Here is a 20,223-nt window from a genome sequence, read left to right as displayed (position 1 = left end):
ATCACTTGCCTTTCTTGCGGTGCAGCGCTCGGTCCATCGCCGCGCCGAGGTGGTGGGCGAAGGCCGGGTCGTTCACGGCGAGGTCGTGGACGTGCAGCGGGGTGCGCGGGTCGAGTGCCGCCTGCAGGGAGTCGATCAGGGCGGCGTCGGCGTCGGGGTCGTGGAACGGCCCGCCCGGGGCGGAGATCTGCGAGAACCCCCGCCGGGGCACGTGGACCTCGACGAACGCGCTCGCCCCCGCGAGCTTCCGCGCGATGATCCGGCCCAGCTCGGCGTTCTCGGCGGGGGAGGTCCGCATGAGCGTGACCGAGGGGTTGTGGGCGAGCAGCCGCCGCCCGGCGTGCTCGGCGGGCACGGTGTCGCGCGGGCCGAAGTTGACCATGTCGAGGGCGCCGACGCTCACCACCTGCGGCACGCCGTGCGCGGTGGCCGCCTCCAGCCGGTGCGGCCCCGCGGAGCAGACGCCGCCGACCAGCTCGTCGGCCAGCTCGGTGGTGGTGACGTCGGCGACGGCGGCGAACAGCCCGGACGCGATCAGGGACTCGAAGGTGCGCCCGCCGGTGCCGGTGCAGTGGAAGACCTGCACCTCGGCGCCGGCCGTCCCGAGGTGCTCGCCGACGGCCTGCACGCACGCGGTCGTGACGCCGAACATCGTGGCGCCCACCACGGGACGGTGCGACGGCGCCGGGACCGGGGGCCCGGTGACCATCCCCGCGACGGCGTCGGCCGCGCGGGCCAGCACCGGCGTGCTGATCGAGTTGAGCCCGGCGATGTCCACGACCGGGTAGACCATCGTGAGGTCGCTGGTGCCGACGTACGGGCGGGTGTCGCCGGCCACGACCGTCGACACGAGCACCTTCGGCACGCCGAGCGGCAGCACCGGGGCGACCTCGCTCATCACGAAGCCCGCGTTCGACCCGCCGAGCACGACGACGGCGGCCACCCGGCCGTCCCGGTGCAGGTCGCGGACCACGGCGGCGGCGCCCCGGGCCATCGCCGAGACGGCGGCGTTGCGGTCGCCCGCGGCGACGAGTGCGTCGTGGTCGGCGCCGCCCGCCGCCGCGACGGCGCGCCGGTCCACGTCGGCGGCGATCCCGGGCGCGCCCAGCACGGACGTGTCGACCAGCAGGCAGGGCACGCCCGCGGCGGCGATCCGGTCGCGGACGAAGCCGTACTCGGCGTGCTTGGTGTCGAGCGCGCCGACGAGTACGACGTTCACTTGACGGCTCCCAGGGAAAGCCCGCTGATCAGGCGCTTCTGCGAGATCGCGAACACCACCACCAGCGGCAGCGAGGTGAGCACCGCCAGCGCCATCAGCCCGTTCCAGTTGGCGGCGTAGGTGGTGTTCTGCGAGGCCAGGAGGCCGCTGACCGGCGGCACCACGCCGGGCGGCAGCAGGTTGATCGCGTAGACGAACTCGCCCCACGCGTTGATGAAGATGACGCTGGCCACGGTGAACACCCCGTTGCGCATCATCGGCACGGTGATCGAGCGGAACGACCGCCACGGCCCGGCCCCGTCGATCACGGCGGCCTCGTACAGCGCGTGCGGGACGTCCTGCGCGTAGGGCCGCAGCAGCATGATCGCGAACGGCAGCATCACCGCGACGTCGGCGAGGATCAGGCCGGGGAGGGTGTTGAGGATCCCCCACTGCGCCAGCACGCTGAAGAGCGGGATCACCGTCATCGGCTGCGGGATCATCTGCAGCACGAGCAGCCCGGCGAGCGCCACCGCGATGACGCGCGCCGCCCCGGCGCCCAGCCGCGCCGCCGCGGCGAACGCCGCGGGGACCGCGAGTGCGACCACGACGACCGTGACGACCACGCTGATCTGCACGGAGGTGACGATCGCCGCCGCGCCCTCCCCGATCACCTCGCGGTAGGTGTCGAGGCTCGGGGTGAACACGATGCCGTTCGGGTCCTGCAGCACCTGCGTGGTGCTCTTGAACGAGGTCACCACGATCCACGCGAGCGGCACCAGGTAGGCCAGGGCGAGCAGGACCTTGACGACCGCGAACAGGACCCGGGTGGGGGCAGCGATCATTCCGGGACCTCCGCGTTGATCCGGCGCACGTAGGGCACGGCGCAGGCGGCGACGACGATCATCGACAGCACCGCGACGGTGGCGCCCGTGCTCATGTCGAACTGGGTGAACGCGGTGTAGTACGAGAGCACCGGCAGGGTGTTGGTCGAGGTGCCCGGGCCGCCCTCGGTGAGGACGTAGAAGAAGTCGAAGCTCTTGAACGCGTAGATGACGGTGAGGATCGCGAGGATCCACATCGTGGGCCGCAGCAGCGGGAGCACGATGCGGACCCGCGTGGTCCAGTAGCCCGCCCCGTCGATGGCCGCGGCCTCGAGCACCTCCTTCGGCACGGCGAGCATCGCGCCGCGCAGGATCAGCGTCGAGAACGGCAGCGCCGACCAGGCCACCACGCCCGAGACCGTCCACAGCGCCGCTGCGGGCGAGCTGAGCCACGGCACCGGGCCGATGCCGACCACCCCGAGCGCCTCGTTGAGCACCCCGGAGTCGTCGAGCAGGAACTTCCAGACGCTGCCGCTGACCAGCGGCGGAAGCGCCCAGATGAACACCATCAGCCCGAGCACGACGTTGCTGCCGCGCCCCGGCTCGGCCAGCACCGAGCCGCAGACGAAGCCCAGCACCAGGTTGGAGACGAGCAGCACGGCGCAGAGGCCGAGCGTGCGCCACAGCGCGTACCAGGTCTCGGAGTTGCCCAGCGCGTCGGCGAAGTTGTCCAGGCCGACGAGGGACCACCCGCCGACGATGTTGCTCGGCCCGACGTCGCTCACCGACATCTGGAAGAGCACGACGACCGGGTAGATCGCCATCGCGACGAGGACGACCGCGGCCGGCACCCCGAAGCCGAGCGGGGTGATCGCGGCCCGGCGCCGGCCCGGTGCGGGCGGCGCGGCCGGCCTGATCTCGGGATCCTTCGTGGCAAGAGTCATGCGCACCCACCGCCGCCCTGCTCGCGTGCCTCGTCGATGCTCTCGATCGCGTCCCGGGCCCCGGCCTCCGGCGACTGCTCCCCGGAGATCACGGAGCTGACCGCGGTGCCGAGCGCCTTCTGCATCGCCGCGGTGTTCGGGTTGTTCGGCCACGGGGCCGCGTCGCGGGTGGCGGCGGCGAACGGGGCGACCATGGCGTCGTCCCGGATCTCGGGCGCCGCGGCGGCCTGCTCGTGCAGCGGGATGGAGCCCGCCGCCTCGTACACGGCGAGGCCGCTCTCCGGTGACATCAGCTGCTCCAGGAACTTCCACGCCAGGTCGGGGTGCTCGGACTCCGACCCGATCGCGAAACCCTCGCCACCGGGGAAGACCTGGCTCTTCCCGCCGGTGGGCGCCGGGAACTTCGCGGTCCCGTACCGGAACCCGGCCTCCTCCACGTTGCCCAGCTGCCAGTTGCCGTTGAGGGCGAACGCGTACCGGCCGGTCATGAACTGCTGCCAGGACGCGTTCTGGTCCCAGGTGGCCGCGGCCCGGGGCAGCGTGTCGGCCGCGCGCCACTCGGCGATGCGCCGGAAGGCCGCGGTGACCTGGTCGGCCGACTCGGCCAGGTTGCAGTAGCCCACGCCGAGGCCCAGGAGCTGCGGGGCGAACAGCCACGCGCCCTCGACGTCGGCGGACCCGGAGAGCGCGACGCCCCCGTACTTCCCGCCCGCCTTCACGGTCTCCATGGCGGCCTGCAGCTCGTCGAGCGTCGCCGGGGGAGCGAGGCCGTACTCGTCGAGGATGTCCTGGTTGTAGTACAGCCCGACGAGGTTCGTGTACGACATCAGGTTGTAGATGCGGCCGGCGTCGTCCCAGGTCGCGGTGTCGGGGAAGCGGCCGGAGTCCGGGAAGGACTCCCAGTAGGGCGTGAGGTCGCGCATCACGCCGCCCGCGACGAGCGTCGGGAAGTCCACGACGATGTTGTTGGTGAACAGGTCCGGCGTGCTGCCGGTGGCGACCGATGCGAGCAGCTTCTGGTCCTGCTGGCTGCCGACCACCTGCACCAGCTCGATCTGCACGCCGGGGTTGTCCTGCTCGAACCGCCGCACCTCGGCTTCCAGCCACTCCTTCTGGGTGCCGTCGTAGTACTGCCAGAACGTCAGGACGGTGGTGTCGGGGCTGCTCGCCGCGACGCTCGAGATCGCGCAGCCGGACGTCGCGAGGAGCAGGGTCAGCGCGAGGGCCAGCAGGCGCGGTCGCGATCTCATCGGCCGGAGCCTAGGGAAGAGTTATGGCAACACGCAAGATAATTATGAAGATTGTCGACGTAATTGTCCGGACGTTATGTTGGCCCCATGGTGGAAGGGGCGGGGGTGCTGCTGGGGATGATCCGCAGCGGCCGGGCGCAGACCGTCACGCAGCTCGCGGACGCCGTGGGCGTCGCGCGCTCGACGATCCTGCAGCGGCTGGAGCACCTGCAGGGGCTCGGTCTCGTGCACAGCGAGATGCGCACCGAGGGCGCGCGCGGCCGCCCGGCCGCCGTCTTCGGGTTCGACCCGCGGGCCGGCGCCGTGCTGGCCGCGCACCTGGGGCTCACCGGTGCGCGGGCCGCCGTCACGGACCTGGACGGCGAGGTGCTCGCCGACCGGTTCGTCACCATCGACGTCGCCCGGGGCCCGGACGCCCTGCTCGACCTGCTGCACCGCACGTTCGAGGAGCTGACCGCGGAGGCGGCGGCCGGTCCCGTCGTCGGGGTCGGCGTCGGCACGCCCAGCACCTTCGAGCTGAAGGCCTACGCCCGCGGGCACGGGCTGTCGGCGGCCGGCTGGGACCGCGACCACTTCCGGGACGCGCTCGCGCAGCGCTACCAGGTGCCGGTGCTGCTCGACCTCGACGTCGCCATGCTGGCGCTGGCCGAGCACCGCGCGTCGTGGCCGGACGCCGAGGTGCTCGTGTGCGTCAAGCTGGGCACCCTCATCGACGCCTCGGTCGTCGTCCGCGGGGTGCCGGTGCGCGGCGCCGACGGCCTCGCCGGGGAGCTCGGGCACATCAAGGTGGTGGACGCCGACGACCCGTGCGCCTGCGGGAGCGTCGGGTGCCTCGACGCCGTCGCGAGCGGGAGCGCGCTGGTGCGGCAGATGGTCGCGGCGGGACGCCCCGTCGACCACGTCTCGCAGATCATCCAGCTCGCCAACGACGGCGACCAGGACGCCGTGCACCTGATCCGCCGGTCCGGCCGGCGCATCGGTGAGGTGCTGTCGTCCGTGGTGAACCTGCTGAACCCGGCGGGGATCTCGATGTGGGGCTACCTGACCGAGGCCGAGTCCCTGCTCGCCGGGATCCGCGAGAGCCTCTACCAGACGGCGCTACCCGGTTCGAGCGAGCACCTGCGGCTCGCCACCACGGAGCTGGGGGATCTGGCCGGAGTGCGCGGCGCCGCGCTGGCGGTGACCGACACGGTGCTGGAGCCCCGCGCGGTGGAACGGGCGGTGGTCAGCGGTTCCTGGTCGGCCTGAGCGGGCCATCCGACCGACTTCGCACACCCAGCACGTGCTTCGAACAGGGCCCGCCCTGTGCGAAGTCGGTAGCGGATATGCGAAGTCGGGCTGCGGGCTCAGCTTCGGCGCAGGAGGACCGCTCCGCCCTGGCCGCCTCCGCCGCAGATCGTCGCCACCCCCAGCTCCGCGTCGCGTCGCCGCATCTCGTGGGCGAGGGTCAGCACCAGGCGGAAACCGGACCCGCCGAGCGGGTGCCCGATCGCGATCGCGCCACCGTTGACATTGACCTGGCCGTGGTCGATCTCCAGGTCGCGCATGCTGGCCAGCACGACGGCGCCGAACGCCTCGTTGATCTCCCACAGGTCGACGTCGGCCGGGGTGAGCCCGTGGCGCTTCAGCAGCGCCCTGGCAGCCGCGGCCGGCTTGAGGTGCAGGGTGGGGTCCGGGCCGGCCACCGCGGCGTAGCCCGCGATCTCGGCGAGCGGTTCGATCCCGAGCGCCGCGGCGCGCGCGGCACCGGTGACGACGCCCGCGGACCCGGCGTCGGACATCTGCGACGAGTTGCCCGCGGTCAGCGTCCCGTCCGGGGTGAACGCGGGGCGCAGGGCCGCGAGCCTCTCGATCGTCGTGTCCGGGCGTACCCCCTCGTCGCGGTCCAGCTCGGGCAGCGCGGCGATCTCCTCCGCGAGCCGGCCGGCCGCCGCGGCCGCGCGCCGGTGGCTCTCCAGCGCGAACGCGTCCTGGTCCGCACGCGCGATGCCGAGCTCGGCGGAGGCGGCGTCGGACATCTCGCCCATCCCCTGCTCGGAGAGCGCGCACCACAACCCGTCCCGGACGAGGAGGTCGACCATGGCCCCGTCGCCCACGCGCGCCGCGGCCCGCACCTGCACGCCGTGCAGGGCGCGGCTCATCGACTCGAAGCCGCCGACGACGCCGACGTCGAGCTCCCCGGCGCGGACGAGCGTGGCGGCCAGGCCGGCGGCGCTCAGGCCGGCCAGGCAGACGTTGTTCAGCGTCATGCCGGGCACGGTCGTGGGCACACCGGCGCGGGTGGCGGCGACCCGGGCCGGGTTCTGCCCGTTGCCCGCCTGCACGACGTTGCCGAGCAGGACCTGGTCGGGTACCGGGTTGCCGGCCCGTTCGAGCGCGGCGCGGATCGCGTGCGCGCCGAGGTCGACGGCGTCGGCGCCGCGCAGGGCGCCGCCGAACCGGCCGACCGGGGTGCGGGCGGCGCTGAGCAGGACGGGACCGCGGTCGTCGGCCATCGGCGCGGGCGGTCCTCAGCCCTTGTTCTCGTACACGGGCACGATCGCGCCGCGGGCGAGGGTGTGGCCGAACAGGTTGAAGCCGAGGAACGCGGGAGTGGCGCCGGTGGGGATCCCGAGGCTCGCGACGTCGACCGCGTGCACGACGAAGAAGTACCGGTGCGGCCCGTGCCCGGGCGGCGGCGCGGACCCGACGTAGCGGGCGAGGCTGCCGTCGTTCGCCAGCTGGAAGGCGCCGTCCGGCAGGCCGGAGCCGTTCTCGTCGCCGGCGCCGGTGGGCAGCTCGGTGACCGAGGCGGGGATGTCGGCGACCGCCCAGTGCCAGAAGCCCGACGCGGTGGGGGCGTCCGGGTCGTAGCAGGTCACGACGAACGACCGGGTCTCCTCCGGGAAGCCGCTCCAGGACAGCTGCGGGGACAGGTCCTCGCCGCCCGCGCCGAAGATCCCGGACCGGTGGGCGACGGCCAGCGTCTCGCCGTCGGCGACGTCCGTGCTGCTGACGGTGAAGGAGGGGACCGACGGCAGGTCGGCGTACGGGTCGTGGGGCATCGGCGGGTGCTCCTTCGATCATGGGGACTGGTCCGCCTGGCACCGTAGTCTTGTCTTCCGATCCGTGAGCGACAGCTGGGGGCGACGAGCATGGCCGGCTTACCCGCCTCGGCCCGCCGACGAGCGACCATCTCCCAGGTCGCCGAGCTCGCGGGGGTCTCGAAGGCCACCGTCTCGAAGGCGTTCAACAACCGCGGTGGGGTGTCCGGCGAGACCCGGGACCGCGTGTTGCGGGTCGCGGAGGGCCTGGGCTGGCGGCCGTCGGCCCGGGCGGTGGCGCTGACGAGCGGGGGAGCGGGGGCGGTCGGCTTCGTCCTCAACCGGCCGCCGGACCTGCTGTCCTCGGACCCGTACTTCGGGGAGCTGATCTCCGGCATCGAGCGCACACTCGCCGAGCACGGGTTCTGGTTGCTGATGCAGATCGCCGAGCACGCCGACGCGGCCGAGGAGCGGCACGCCTACGCCGACCTCGCGCAGACCCAGCGCGTGGACGGGGTGTTCCTCGCCGAGTCCCGGATCATCGACCAGCGTTTCGACATCGTCACCGAGCTGGGGCTGCCGGCCGTGATCGTGTCGCGGCCGTGGGGGCGGACCGGGATCCCGTGGGAGGGCGCCGCCGACCCGGGCGGGGGCGTGGCGGGCTCGGTGGCGCACCTGGCGGAGCTGGGGCACCGCCGGCTGGCCTACGTGGCGGGCCCGCCGGACCGCTCCCACGTCCAGTACCGCACAGCGGCGTTCCTGGCCGCCGTGGCGGCCCACGGCCAGTCCGTGCTCGGGATCGCGCGCACCGACTTCTCCGCGGAGTCGGGGTACCGGGCCACCGACGAGCTGCTCGGGCAGCGCGAGCGGCCCACGGCGATCCTGTACGACAGCGACCCGATGGCCATCGCCGGCTTCCGGGCGGCGCGGGCGAGGGGCCTGCGCGTACCCGAGGACGTGTCCGTCATCGGGCACGACGACATCCACCTCAGCCGCTGGACCACGCCCGCGCTGACGACCATCCAGCAGGACGTGCAGGGGCTCGGGGAGCGCTGCGCGCTGCGGCTGCTGGACCTGCTCGGCGTGACCACCGCGCCGCCCGGCCCGCTGCCGGACCCGAGGCTGGTCGTGCGGGAGTCGACGGGACCGGCGCCTACCGATCCCCCAGCTCCGCGCACCTGACCGGGCGCGCGTGCTCGAGGGACTCCTCGGCCGCCGTCAGCACCTCCACGATCTCCTCCCCGAACCGCAGGTCGGCGGCGTGGGTGCGCTCGCCGGTGGCGACCATCGCGGCCAGGTCGGTGAGCGCGGTGGCCACGGCCGTCTCCACGGTGGACAGCGGGGTCGGCATCGGCAGCGCCCCCGCCGTCCCGACGGCCGTGAACAGGCTCTGCCGGATCGGGGCGGTGAGGCTCAGGGTCACGGTGCTCGTCGGCCCCGCGCCGTGCTGCATCACGAGGTGCACGGTGTCGCCGATGCCGGGCCGTGCCGTGACCTCGCCGACCGGACCGAGCACGCCGAGGGCGACGGAGAGGGCGTGCGGGCCGACGTCCCACAGCGCGCCCTTCGCCTGGCGCCAGTCGCTCGGGTCCCGGGGGGCGTCCGGGTCGTAGAGGCTCGCGAGCCAGCTCGCGTGGCCGCTGTGCCAGCCGCCCCGCTCCCGGGCGGCGGCGATCCAGGCGCGCTGTTCGGGCCGGTGGCGCGACGTGAGGAAGACCAGGCCGGCGACGTCGTGCTCCTCGGCGGCGGCGCGGATGCGCCGGGCGGCGGGCAGGTCGAGCGCGAGCGGCTTCTCCAGCAGCAGGTGGGTGCCGGCGCGGGCGGCCCGGACGGCGAGCTCCGGCTGGACGGTCGGCGGCACGGTCAGCACGACGGCGTCGACGGCCGCGAAGAGCTCGTCGGGTGTGCGGAACGCCTGCACGCCGTGCGGGTCGGCGAGGTCCCGGGCCTTCGTGTGGTCGCGTCCCCAGACGCCCGCGAACTCGACATCGGGGTGGGCGGCGAGGGCCGGGGCGTGCGTGTCGCGGGCCCACTTGCCGGTGCCGATGACGCCGGTGCGCAATGTCATGATCCCTAGCAAATCACGGTCGCGGGGATCACCGTAGTGGGATCGAACCGCCGTGATACGGTCGCGAAACCGGTTACTCGACGCCCCGACTTCGGCGCGTCGTCACTACGACTGGGCCCAAAAACCGGTTTCGCGACGAAGCTGCCGGAAGGAGCGGGACAGCCGGATGAGGATCCGCGGGAGAACGGCTGCTTTCATCGGCGTGACCGCGGCCATGGTGCTCGGGGTGGCGGCGACGATCGCCTACTCGGTGGGCACCGGCCGGGACCCGTCGCGGACGGTCACGTGGTGGGTGCCCAACTGGGACACGCCGATCGCCACCGAGCTGGCCGCGGAGTTCGAGGCGCAGAACCCCGGCCTGTCGGTCGAGATGGTCGAGACGACCTCCGACACGATGGCGAACAAGGTCTCGGTGGCCCTGGACTCGGGCGACCCGCCCGACGTGATCACCGAGCTGGCGTCCCGGACCCGCACCTACATCGCGAAGGGCGCGCTGGCGGACCTGTCGGACATGTACGGCCCGGACATGCCGCGCTCGGACTTCATCCCGGGCGCGCTCGACGCGGTCACGAGCGGCACCGGCACGTACGCCGTGCCCTACCGCTGGGACTGCATCGCGCTCATCTACAACAAGGACCTCTTCGCTGCGGCCGGGATCGCCGGCCCGCCCGCGACGTGGGCCGACCTCGTGGCGGACGGGCGGAAGCTCACCTCGGGCGGCGTCACCGGGATGGCGTGGCCGATGAGCGGCGCGGCGGAGGACCTGGTGCGGCGCTACCTCGGGTTCGCGCTGGCGGCGGGCGCCCGGGTGGAGAACGGGGTCCCGAAGCTGGACGTGGCGTCCTCGCAGGCCGCGCTGGAGATCGTCGCCGGGTCGGTCGCCGACGGCTGGGCCTCGCGCAGCTCCCTGGAGGTCGACAACACCGAGGTCCGTGAGCTGTTCATCAACGGGCGCATCGCGATGTACCTGGGCGGCGTGTTCGACGTGGAGGAACAGCTGGACGCCGGGATGAACGTGGGCACCGCGCTGACGCCCGGGCCCGACGGGCCCGGTGTGCAGGCCGCGGACGGCTGGGGGTACCTCGTGCCCGCCCAGGCGAAGAACGCCGCGGGGGCCCGGCGGCTCGTCGAGTTCCTCTCCGAGCCGCAGAACATGGCCCGGCTGACCATGACCTACCCGGCCCGCGTCAGCGCCGGTACCGACCCGCGCTTCCACGACCAGTACCGCCAACCCCACTACGAGCAGCTCGCCGAGCACTCGGTGCCGCCCCCGAACGACCCGGCGTGGGTCGCCATGAACCCGGCCGTCTACAGCACGATCCAGGCGGTCGCGCTCGGTCAGGTCTCGCCCGCGGACGGCGCGCGCCAGATCCAGGCGGAGTCCGACCGGCTGCTCGGGCCGGCCGGCTGAGGAGGATGTCGATGACCGCAGCCGGCGTGGCCGCCACGATCGGCCGCCCGACCCCCGCCGCGCGCGCCGCCCGCAACCGGCGCCGCACGGGGCTCGCGCTCACCCTGCCCGCCGTGCTCGTGATGGCCGGGCTGACGGTCGTCCCGATCGTCGCGGTGCTCCAGCGTGCGATCAGCGGCGAGGGCCGCGCCGCCTTCGGACGGCTGGTCGCCTCGCCGGACTTCGCGGGGGTCCTGCTCAACACCGCGGTCTGGACGGTGGTGGCGGTGGTCGGCGCGCTCGTCGTCGGCCACGCGGCCGCCCTGCTGATGCACTCGCGGTACCTGCGCCTCGCCGGCTTCTGGCGCGGCCTGTTCATGATCCCGTGGATCATCCCGAACGTCGTCGGTGCCACCGTCTGGAAGTGGAACTTCTCGGTCGACTACGGGCTGGTCAACCACTGGCTGCTGCAGGCGGGGCTCATCGCCGAGCCGATCGGGTGGCTGTCGGACCCGTCGGTCGTGCTGATCGCGCTCGCGGTCGTGCAGGTGTGGTTCACCGCGCCGTTCATCATGCTGATGGTCTCGGCCGCGTTGACCGCGATCCCCGAGGAGCGCGTGGAGGCGGCCCGGATCGACGGCGCGGGCGGCGTCGCGGTGCTGCGCTACATCATCCTGCCGGCCATCCGGACCACCACCGGGCTCGCCGCCCTGCTCATGGTGGTGTGGGCGCTGAACTCGTTCACGATCATCTGGGTGGCCACCGGCGGCGGGCCGGCCGGGGCCTCGACGATCCTGCCGATCCTGATCTACCAGGCGTTCCAGACCGGTGACGCCGCGATGGTCTCCGCGGTCGCGCTCATCCAGCTCGTCGTCTCGATGGTGTTCGCGGTGATCTACGTCCGGGCGGTCCGGGGCGACATGGAGGAGGCGGCGTCATGAGCGAGCTTGCGAGCGAATCATGTGCACAGCGCCTTGGGCGAATGCCCGCGACGAGCGCCAGCGAGGAGCTGGTATGAGCAGGCGGGTGGTGCTCGCGACGGCCACGTGGATCGGCGTCGCCGTCCTGGCGATCTGGACCCTCGCGCCGATCGCGGTGATGACGTCCACGTCGCTGAAGCCGCGCGACGAGATCTTCGCGATCCCGCCCGCGCTGCTGCCCGACACCTGGACGCTCGACAACTACGTCGAGGTGTTCACGAACTCCTCGATGCCCGAGGCGTTCCTCAACTCGATCCTCGCCGCGCTCCTCGTCACCGTCATGACGATCATGCTCTGCGGAAGTGTCGGCTACGCGCTCGCCCGGTTCCGGTTCCGCTCGGCGCGCCCGATCGCCCTGTTCATCCTGCTCGGCCAGATGGTGCCGATCACGGTCCTGCTGCTGCCGCTCTACCAGATGATCGGCGCGATGCAGCTGCTCGACACGATCGCGGGCCTGGCCATCGCCCACCTGGTGATCACGGTGCCGCTGGTCACCTGGATGATCCGCAACCAGGTGGCGGCGATCCCGATCGAGCTGGAGGAGGCCGTCCTCATCGACGGCGGTTCGCGGTTCGACGCGGTCACCTACGTCACCCTGCCGGTCGCGGCGCCGGGCCTGGCCGCCGCCGGGATGTACGCGTTCCTGCAGTCCTGGCACGAGTTCGTGCTGGCGTCGGTGCTCACCTCGTCCACGAGCGCGCGGACCGCGCCCGTCGCGCTGACCGAGTTCGCCTCCGAGTTCAAGGTGGACTGGGGGTCGACGATGGCGGCGTCGGTGGCCCTGAGCGTCCCGGTGGTGATCGCGTTCATCGCGCTGCAGAAGTACTTCGTGCGGGGTCTGGCCAGCGGCGGGGTGAAGGGTTGACCGACCCGCCGTGGCTGGGGGTCAACTACTGGTCGCGGGCCGGCGGGCCGCGGATGTGGGTCGACTACGACGAGGACACCGTGGCCGAGGAGCTGGACACGCTCGCCGCCCACGGCCTGGACACCACCCGCAGCTTCTTCTTCTGGCCGGACTTCATGCCGGAGCCGGGGCGGATCGACGACGCGAAGGTCCAGGCGTACCTGCGGTTCCTCGACCAGCACGCCGAACGCGGTCTCGGCACGATCCCGACGTTCCTCGTCGGCCACATGTCCGGGGAGAACTGGGACCCGCCGTGGCGCGGCGGGCGTGACCTGTACACCGACGTGTGGCTGGTCGCCCGGCAGTCCTGGTTCATCCGGGAGATGGTGGGGCGCGTCGGCGGGCACGAGGCGGTCGCCGGGTGGCTCGTCTCCAACGAGATGCCGATCTACGGGCGCCCGGAGACCCGCGGCGGTCCCGAGGACCGCGAGGCCGTCGCCGCGTGGGCGGAGTTGATGGTCTCGGCCGTGCGCGCGGGCGGCGGGACGCAGCCGGTGTCGCTCGGCGACGGGGCGTGGGGGATCGAGGTCACCGGCGCGGACAACGGGTTCCACGTCCGCGACATCGCGCCGCTCGTGGACTTCCTCGGCCCCCACGTCTACCGGATGGAGGACGACCAGGGCCGCCAGTTCCTCACCGCGGCGTTCATCTGCCACCTGCTCGGGTTCGCCGGGCTGCCGGTCGTCCTCGAGGAGTTCGGGGTGACGTCGGCGTACGTGTCCGACGCCAACGCGGCCCACTACTACCGCCAGGTCCTGCACTCGTCGCTGCTCGCGGGTGCGCGGGGGTGGCTGGCCTGGAACAACACCGACTACGGGCACATCGCCGACCGGGACCCCTACCGCCACCACGCCTTCGAGCTCTACTTCGGCCTGACCGACTCCGACGGCCGGCCCAAGCCCGCACTGCGGGAGCTCGCCGCGTTCTCCCGGGTCCTGCGCGCGGTGGACGTGGCGGCGCTGCGCAGGCCGGCCGCCGACGCGGCCCTGCTCGTCTCCTCCTACCTGGAGCAGCGCCACCCGCTCACCCCGGCCGCGGACGGGCCGTTCGTCTTCCGGTCGCTGCGGCAGGCGTGGATCGCCGCGTGGGAGGCCGACGTGGCGCTGGACCTCGTCCGCGAGCGGGACGGGATCGACGGCGGCCACCGGCTCTACCTGGTCCCGTCCACCAAGGCACTGCTCGCTCCCACGTGGACGCGGCTGGAGGAGCTGGCCGTAGCCGGCGCCACCGTGTACGTCTCCTACTGCGCGGGGGAGCACAGCTGGCAGCGGGGTCCGTGGTGGGCGGAGATGAACCGGATCTTCGGGGTGGAGCACCAGCTGCGGTACGGGCTGGTCGAGCCGGTGTCCGGGCCCGTCGAGCTCACCGTCGAGAAGCCGTTCGGCGACCTCGCCGCCGGGGAGCGGCTCACGTTCACCGCCGCGGGCACCGAGAACTCCCGGTCCTACCTGCCGGTCCGCGCGGTGGACGCCGACGTGCTGCTGGCCGACGCGCACGGGCGGCCCGCGCTGCTGAGCCGCCCCGTCGGAGACGGCCGGATGGTCCTGGGCACCTACCCGGTGGAGCACTTCGCGGCCGCCACCCCCGGCGTCAACCCGGAGGACACCGCGCGGCTCTACCGCGCGCTCGCGGCCGAGGCCGGGGTCCGGACGGTGGTCACGGTGCGGGACCCGCTGGTCCACACCGAGACCCTGGTCCACCCGGACGGCCGCCGCTTCGTCTGGGTCGTCAGCCAGCACGAGGACGGTGTCACCGCGGTGCTGGAGATCGCAGCCGATCTCGTCGACGCCGTGACGGGGGAGCCGGTCGAGCCGGGCGGCGTCGCACTGGAACCGTTCGGCGTGCGGGTGTTGCAGGTGACCGGCGAGTGAGGAGGGGCCGATGAAGATCGTCGATCTGCGGTGCGCGGTGATCGGGGCGAGCCCGATCGTGCGGATCGTGACGGACGAGGGCGTGGACGGGTTCGGGGAGATCGAGTCCTCCAAGCCGTACATGCGCCCGGTGGTGGAGATGTACCGCGACTTCCTGGTCGGCGAGGACCCCACCGACGTCGAGCGGTGCCTGCTGAAGATCCGCCGCTTCGCCGGGTTCAAGCCGTGGGGCGCCGCGGTGTCGGCGATCGAGATCGCGCTGTGGGACGTGGCCGGGAAGGCCGCGGGCCTGCCGGTGTACAAGCTGCTCGGCGGCAAGGTGCGCGACCGCGTGCGCGTCTACAACGGTGGTGTCCGCCCGCCGCGGGACGGCTACGACCCCGAGGACTACGCGCGCGTCATGGCGGAGATGAAGGCCGCGCCCGAGGGCTTCACGCTGATCAAGGAGGGCGTCGCGTACCACGGCCCGATGGCCGCGAGCACGCCCGGCTTCTCCTACGGGGAGCCGCGCACCGGCCCGCGCCACCCCGACCGCGGCCCGCTCACCGAGCGCGGCCTGAAGCACACGATCGCCTGCGTCGAGGCGATGAAGGACGTGCTCGGCGACGAGGTCGGGCTGGCGCTGGACGCCGGTCCCGGCTTCACGGTGCCCGACGCCATCCGGCTGCTGCGCGCACTGGAACCGCTGAACCTGATGTGGGTGGAGGACCTGCTCACCGGCGACTACGTGCCGTGGGTGCACGCCGAGCAGTACCGCGAGGTCACCGTCGCCACCAGCACGCCGACGCACACCGGCGAGCAGATCTACCTGCGGCAGAACTTCAAGGACCTGATCTCCACGCAGGCCGTGCGGGTCGTCGGGCCGGACCCGTGCGACGTCGGCGGGATCGCCGAGCTCAAGTGGGTGGCCGAGTACGCCGACCTGCACGGCGTCCAGATCGCCCCGCACGGCGTGCTGGACGGCGTGTTCGGGCTCGCCGCGCTGGTGCAGGTGTGCGCCACGCTGCCGGACAACTTCATCGCGTTCGAGTACCCGGTGGCGAAGCCCGACTGGTGGTACTCCATCGTCACGGGCCTGCCGGAGCGGATCGTCGTCGACGGGTTCATCGACGTCTGGGACCGGCCCGGGCTCGGCGTCGAGTTCGACCGCGAGGCCGCCGCCGCCCACCTCCGACCCGAGGACGAGGACTTCTTCGCATGAGCGCCACGCCCGACCTGCCCCGCCGCCCGTTCGGGCGCAGCGGGCTGCGGATCACGCCCCTGACGATCGGCGGTGGCCCGCTCGGCTCGATGCCGGGCAACTTCGGCTACGACACCCCGGCCGAGCGGGGGATCGCCACGGCCGTCGCCGCGCTGACCGGCCCGGTGAACGCGCTCGACACGTCGAACTCCTACAACCGCGGCGAGTCCGAGCGCCGGGTCGGGGAGGCGCTGCGGGAGGTCGGCGGCCTGCCCGCCGGGTACGTGCTGTCCACGAAGCTGGACCGCGACCTCGACACCGGCGAGTTCACCGGCGACCGGATGCTCCGCTCGATCGAGGAGAGCCTGGAGCGGCTCGGGCTCGACCGGGTGCCGCTGCTGCACCTGCACGACCCGGAGCACATCGGGTTCACCGAGTCCATGAAGCCGGGCGGCCCGGTGGAGGTGCTGGTCCGGCTGCGCGACGAGGGGATCGCCGGGTCGATCGGGGTCGCGGGCGGCCCCATCGACATGCTGCGGGAGTTCGTCGCCACCGACGCGTTCGACGTGGTGCTGACGCACAACCGGTGGACGCTGGTCGACCGCTCCGCCGGCCCGCTGATCGACGACGCCGTGGCCCGCGGGGTGGGGGTGGCCAACGCGGCGGTGTTCGGTGGCGGGATCCTCGCCTCGGGCGCCGCGAGCACCTCCCGCTACGCCTACAAGGAGGCCGCGCCGGAACTGCTCGCCGCCGTCCGGGAGATCGAGGCGCTCTGCGCCGCGAGCGACGTCCCGCTGGCGGCCGCGGCGGTCCAGTTCTCCACCCGCGACCCCCGGATCGCCACGACCGTCGTCGGCGTCTCCCGCCCGGAACGGGTGGCGGAGACCGTCGAGCTCGCGACGGTGCCCATCCCGGAACAGCTGTGGAGCGACATCGACGCGGTGATCGCGAGGCTCGCCGGATAGGTCGTGCCGGATCGGGGCGATGTGAGTAGCGGATGCCAGGTCCCGATTTCGCCGATCAAGGTGAGAAGGTCGTCAGTCGATCTTCGATCGCCGCCATCGGCCCTTGGTCAGCGCCGTCGGGACCTCGGGACCCGTGACGCGAGCGGCATGATCGGCGGGATCGGGACATAGGCCGCATGGGTGCGGTTCATGTCCCGATCCTGCTGATCACGGCCGCTACGGGGGCCACTTCGAGCGGTGCGGGGGCGATCACCAGGGGGTCCGCTGCGGTGGGCGCGCCGTGCCCGACCTGTCGGGTGCGCGCGGACTATCCGGTGGTCCCGTCGCCATACGCATCACGGCTCTCGGCGAGAGTCATGGTGCGTTCCGCGGAACCGGCCGCGACTCGTCCATCGGCTCTGCATCGAGTCTTTGCTCTCCGGACAGCTCGAACGCGATGCCCCTCGACAGCACCAGCTCTACGCGGTCGGTCGATGCGGCGATTCGGGACCGCCGGACAGTGGCGTGGGCACCCGGCGGTGCCGGTCTCGTCCGCAGGCGGGCGTGCCCCCAGGTCGGGGACGGCCGCCCGCGCAACCCCGGGGGTCGGTAGTGCACCCAAGCCGGCCACCCACCCTGACGCGTGGGCCGGCGCAACCCGGGTGCCGGCTGCGATCACCCGGACAGGTGTGGCGAGCATGCCGACCCGAGGTGACCGGGCACGCCCACGGGAGTCGAACCGCCGCGTACACCCCAGGCCGCCGACCCCACCTGCGGGTTCACCAACCCGGCGGCACCCCGTGACCGCACCCGATGATCACGCCTCACCCCGCGCTCGGTCGAGCGGTCGCGCCGGGATCATGCTCGCATCGCCTCGATTCGGCAACACCCTCCCTGAGTTCCCATTCCTTCAATCCGTCGGACCGGTGCGGCGGCGAGAATCCCGCCATGAGCGACGATCAGGGCGTCCGCATCGGCGCGTTCGTGTTCACCAGCCGGTACGAGGGACAGGCCGCCGGCGAGGTGCTGGCCCGTGGTGTCGCCGCGGCGCAGGCGGCCGAGGCCGCCGGCTTCGACGACGTCTGGGTCACCGAGCACCACTTCGTGCCGTTCGGGGTCAACCCCTCGGCGTTGACGTTCGCCGGGTACCTGCTCGGATGCACCAGCACGGTGCGGGTCGGCACGGCCGTCACGGTGCTGCCGCTGCACTCCCCGGTCCACGTCGCCGAGCAGGCGGCGCTGCTGGACCACCTCTCCGGCGGCCGGTTCGATCTCGGGGTGGGCCGGGCCCAGCCGGTGGTGGACTACGAGGTCATCGGGCGTGGCGTCGAGTACTGGCAACGAGGGCTGCCCGAGGCGCTGGACCTGACGCTGGCAGCGCTGTCGGGCCCGGTGTCCGCGGATTCCGACCTGTACCGGTTCCGCGAGGTGACCGCGGGGCTCGACCCCGCCGGAGCACGGCGGACACCGGTGTACGTCGCGGCGAACTCACCGGCATCGATGAACCTGGCCGCCACCCGGGGCCTCCCGATGCTGTTCTTCTTCGACAAGGACGCCGACGCGAAGGCGGAGATGATCGCCGAGCACACCAGGATCGCCCAGACCGCCGGGTATCCCGGTACCGGACACCAGCACGGCATGGCGCTCTTCGCGCACGTGAGCGACGACGCCGAGGAAGCCCGCTCGGTGATGCGCCGCGCCGCGGCGGAGTTCGTCCGGGCGAACCGGGAGTACCAACTGCTGCTCGACGTGCCTCGGCGGATCGACCCGGGAACCTCGGAAACCCAGGTGATCGAGGGGCTCACCGAGGCCGTCCTGGCCACCCACCCGGTCGGGACCGCACAGGACTGCGTCGAGCGCCTGGTCGAGCAGATCCGGCGGTCCGGCTGCCGCCGCGTCCTGTGCCAGGTCGAGGTCAGCGGCGATCACGACGGCGTCCTGGCCAACGTCAAACGGTTCGGCCAGGAGGTGCTCCCCGAGGTCCGCAAGCGACTCGCGTCCTAGACGGTCGATTCCCAGGTCCTCAGGGGTCGTAGGCGATCAAGGGGTGCTTGACGTAAGCGTCGGTGGCGCAGTTGTGCCGGATCGCGGCGGTCGGGGCGCACGAAGGTGATCCGATGGTGATTCGGTGTGCACCTGGTGTCATCCGAGGCGCAGCACGCACACCGGATCGCCGATCGAGGCGAAATGGTGGCCGGTTTCGCTGGCATGATCGAGGCTTCGGCGCGAAAGCGGGCGAAATCGACACGCGAACGCGCCGAAACACCGATCAAGGCGAAATGGTCGCCAAATGATCTCTGGGAGCGACCGTCTGCCCTTGATCATCCCTGTCCCGGGGCCGGATCCAACAGGAATCAACCGGCTAGAGGAACCGCACTGCCGTGAGCACCAGCCCGGCCACCGCCATCACCCACGTGTAGGGGAGGGTCTGCAGCATCACCCGCTCCACCCGCACCCCGGCGTAGCCCGCGCTCCACACCGTCTGCGTGCTGGTCGGGTCGGACACGCCGAGCGTCTGGTTGTACGACGCCATCACGCCGAGCACCACCTGCGGCGCGTAGGCCCCGCTGGCGATGAGGACGCCGGCCAGGCCCGCGCCCATGCCGTAGACGTTGAACGGGCCGCGGTAGAGGCAGAGCGGGGTGAGGACGCCGAGGATCACCACGAACAGCACCGGGTGGGTGGGGATCACGGCCGTGACGATGGGCTCCAGCGCCTCGACGGAGCCGGGCAGCTTCACCGCGGCGAGCAGGATGCCGATCGCGGCGAAGAGGAGCAGCGGCGGGACGGCGGTGTCGAAGCTGCGGTGCAGCGTCTTCAGCCCGACGACCGCGAGCCGGCTCGGGCGGGTGGTGGTGACCAGCGCGTAGCAGACGCCGACGAGCAGCGCGGGGATGATCGGGACGTCGAGCAGCAGCGCCAGCACGATCGGCACCAGCGGTGTGACCAGGGAGTACCACGGTGCCTCGCCCGCGCGGCGCCTCGGCGTGCGGCCGGTGCGCTCCGGTGCGATCGCGGCCCAGGAGTGCTGCACGCCGCGGCGCCGCGACTCGATCACGACGTAGGCGATGCCGATCACCAGCACGATCGGGAAGAGCGTGAGCTGGAAGTCGCGCACGGTCTCGACGGGGATCTCCAGCGTCTGCGACAGGTACTGCCAGGAGATCAGCTCGAACGGGATGCCGGCGCACATGCCGAAGACGACAGTGCCGGCGGCGGTGATCGGGGGCACGCCCATGGCGATCATGGTGGGGATGCCGATGATGCCGACCAGCATCGCGGCGGGGGCGGAGCCGGTGACGGTCCCGACCAGGATGCCGACGACGAACACGCCGAGCGCGACGACGTAGGGGCGGTCGCCGCCGAGCTCGACGGTCTTGCGGATCAGCGTCGAGGCGATGCCGGTCTCGCCCATGATCGAGCCGAGCCAGGAGCCGATCACGATGGCGGCCATCGTGGCGGCGAGCGCCACCGCGCCCTCCTGCAGCACGGTGGTGGTGATGCTGTCCTCGTCGCCCATCAGCGGTGCGCCGGCCATGAGGCCGATGACCACGCTGAGCAGCACGAGCACGAACGCCGTCGGCACCTTGCGGGTCAGCATCACGCCGACGCCGACGGCCATGACCAGGAGTATCGCGATACCCATC

General features: G+C 72.5%; 17 protein-coding genes. 9 read left to right on the top strand and 8 right to left on the bottom strand.

All coding sequences use genetic code 11. The features are described 5' to 3' along the window. Position 1: 1 nt before the first annotated feature. The 4 genes from ACU436_RS03265 to ACU436_RS03250 are packed head-to-tail and all read right to left on the bottom strand — an operon-like array spanning position 2 to position 4,216. A complete protein-coding gene (locus tag ACU436_RS03265) occupies positions 2–1,219 on the bottom strand; it encodes a Tm-1-like ATP-binding domain-containing protein (RefSeq protein ID WP_459021433.1) in 1,218 nt (405 codons plus the stop codon). Continuing rightward, positions 1,216–2,043, bottom strand: coding sequence for a carbohydrate ABC transporter permease (locus tag ACU436_RS03260; RefSeq protein ID WP_459021431.1), 828 nt, complete (start codon positions 2,041–2,043; stop codon positions 1,216–1,218). Before ACU436_RS03260 ends, ACU436_RS03265 begins: the two co-directional genes overlap by 4 nt. Beyond that, entirely contained in the window at positions 2,040–2,966 is a 927-nt protein-coding gene (locus ACU436_RS03255; RefSeq protein WP_459021429.1) for a carbohydrate ABC transporter permease, read from the bottom strand. The genes ACU436_RS03260 and ACU436_RS03255 overlap by 4 nt, the downstream gene beginning before the upstream one ends. Continuing rightward, a complete protein-coding gene (locus tag ACU436_RS03250; protein ID WP_459021427.1) occupies positions 2,963–4,216 on the bottom strand; it encodes a sugar ABC transporter substrate-binding protein in 1,254 nt (417 codons plus the stop codon). Before ACU436_RS03250 ends, ACU436_RS03255 begins: the two co-directional genes overlap by 4 nt. Before the next feature lie 87 nt (positions 4,217–4,303). On the opposite strand from ACU436_RS03250, the gene ACU436_RS03245 reads away from it, so the two are divergent. Further along, positions 4,304–5,464 (top strand): ROK family transcriptional regulator, encoded by a 1,161-nt coding sequence (locus ACU436_RS03245; protein ID WP_459021425.1) that lies wholly within the window; start codon positions 4,304–4,306, stop codon positions 5,462–5,464. 98 nt (positions 5,465–5,562) lie between these two features. Here ACU436_RS03245 and ACU436_RS03240 read toward each other — a convergent pair whose 3' ends face one another. Continuing rightward, positions 5,563–6,711: an acetyl-CoA C-acyltransferase gene (locus ACU436_RS03240; RefSeq protein WP_459021423.1), complete on the bottom strand. Its 1,149-nt coding sequence runs from the start codon at positions 6,709–6,711 to the stop codon at positions 5,563–5,565. Positions 6,712–6,726: 15 nt separating this feature from the next. After that, positions 6,727–7,260: a YbhB/YbcL family Raf kinase inhibitor-like protein gene (locus ACU436_RS03235; RefSeq protein ID WP_459021421.1), complete on the bottom strand. Its 534-nt coding sequence runs from the start codon at positions 7,258–7,260 to the stop codon at positions 6,727–6,729. Between the two features lie 90 nt (positions 7,261–7,350). Between ACU436_RS03235 and ACU436_RS03230 the strand changes: the two genes are divergently transcribed. Next, the gene (locus ACU436_RS03230) at positions 7,351–8,421 is read left to right on the top strand and encodes a LacI family DNA-binding transcriptional regulator (protein ID WP_459021419.1); all 1,071 of its coding nucleotides are present in this window, start codon (positions 7,351–7,353) and stop codon (positions 8,419–8,421) included. On the opposite strand, the gene ACU436_RS03225 is transcribed toward ACU436_RS03230, so the two are convergent. Next, complete coding sequence (locus ACU436_RS03225) at positions 8,393–9,307, bottom strand: Gfo/Idh/MocA family protein (RefSeq protein ID WP_459021417.1); 915 nt, start codon at positions 9,305–9,307, stop codon at positions 8,393–8,395. The genes ACU436_RS03230 and ACU436_RS03225 overlap by 29 nt on opposite strands. 202 nt (positions 9,308–9,509) lie before the next feature. Between ACU436_RS03225 and ACU436_RS03220 the strand changes: the two genes are divergently transcribed. The 7 genes from ACU436_RS03220 (at position 9,510) to ACU436_RS03190 (ending at position 18,580) form a co-directional block, all read left to right on the top strand. Beyond that, entirely contained in the window at positions 9,510–10,718 is a 1,209-nt protein-coding gene (locus tag ACU436_RS03220; RefSeq protein WP_459021416.1) for an ABC transporter substrate-binding protein, read from the top strand. 11 nt (positions 10,719–10,729) lie between these two features. Then, complete coding sequence (locus tag ACU436_RS03215) at positions 10,730–11,638, top strand: carbohydrate ABC transporter permease (protein ID WP_459021414.1); 909 nt, start codon at positions 10,730–10,732, stop codon at positions 11,636–11,638. A gap of 73 nt (positions 11,639–11,711) precedes the next feature. After that, positions 11,712–12,542, top strand: a complete 831-nt coding sequence (locus ACU436_RS03210; protein ID WP_459021412.1) for a carbohydrate ABC transporter permease — start codon at positions 11,712–11,714, stop codon at positions 12,540–12,542. Continuing rightward, positions 12,539–14,452: a beta-mannosidase gene (locus ACU436_RS03205; protein WP_459021411.1), complete on the top strand. Its 1,914-nt coding sequence runs from the start codon at positions 12,539–12,541 to the stop codon at positions 14,450–14,452. Before ACU436_RS03210 ends, ACU436_RS03205 begins: the two co-directional genes overlap by 4 nt. Positions 14,453–14,462: 10 nt before the next feature. Continuing rightward, positions 14,463–15,653: a mandelate racemase/muconate lactonizing enzyme family protein gene (locus tag ACU436_RS03200; protein WP_459021409.1), complete on the top strand. Its 1,191-nt coding sequence runs from the start codon at positions 14,463–14,465 to the stop codon at positions 15,651–15,653. Further along, positions 15,650–16,597, top strand: coding sequence for an aldo/keto reductase (locus ACU436_RS03195; RefSeq protein ID WP_459021407.1), 948 nt, complete (start codon positions 15,650–15,652; stop codon positions 16,595–16,597). Before ACU436_RS03200 ends, ACU436_RS03195 begins: the two co-directional genes overlap by 4 nt. Positions 16,598–17,524: 927 nt before the next feature. Continuing rightward, positions 17,525–18,580 (top strand): LLM class flavin-dependent oxidoreductase, encoded by a 1,056-nt coding sequence (locus ACU436_RS03190; RefSeq protein ID WP_459021405.1) that lies wholly within the window; start codon positions 17,525–17,527, stop codon positions 18,578–18,580. Positions 18,581–18,938: 358 nt separating this feature from the next. Here ACU436_RS03190 and ACU436_RS03185 read toward each other — a convergent pair whose 3' ends face one another. Continuing rightward, a complete protein-coding gene (locus tag ACU436_RS03185; RefSeq protein ID WP_459021403.1) occupies positions 18,939–20,222 on the bottom strand; it encodes a transporter in 1,284 nt (427 codons plus the stop codon). Between the last annotated feature and the right edge of the window lies 1 nt (position 20,223).

The organism is Pseudonocardia wallangbongensis (assembly GCF_054486945.1).
The sequence above is the reverse complement of the archived record's forward strand: the minus strand, read 5'-3'. Positions and strand labels throughout refer to the sequence as shown.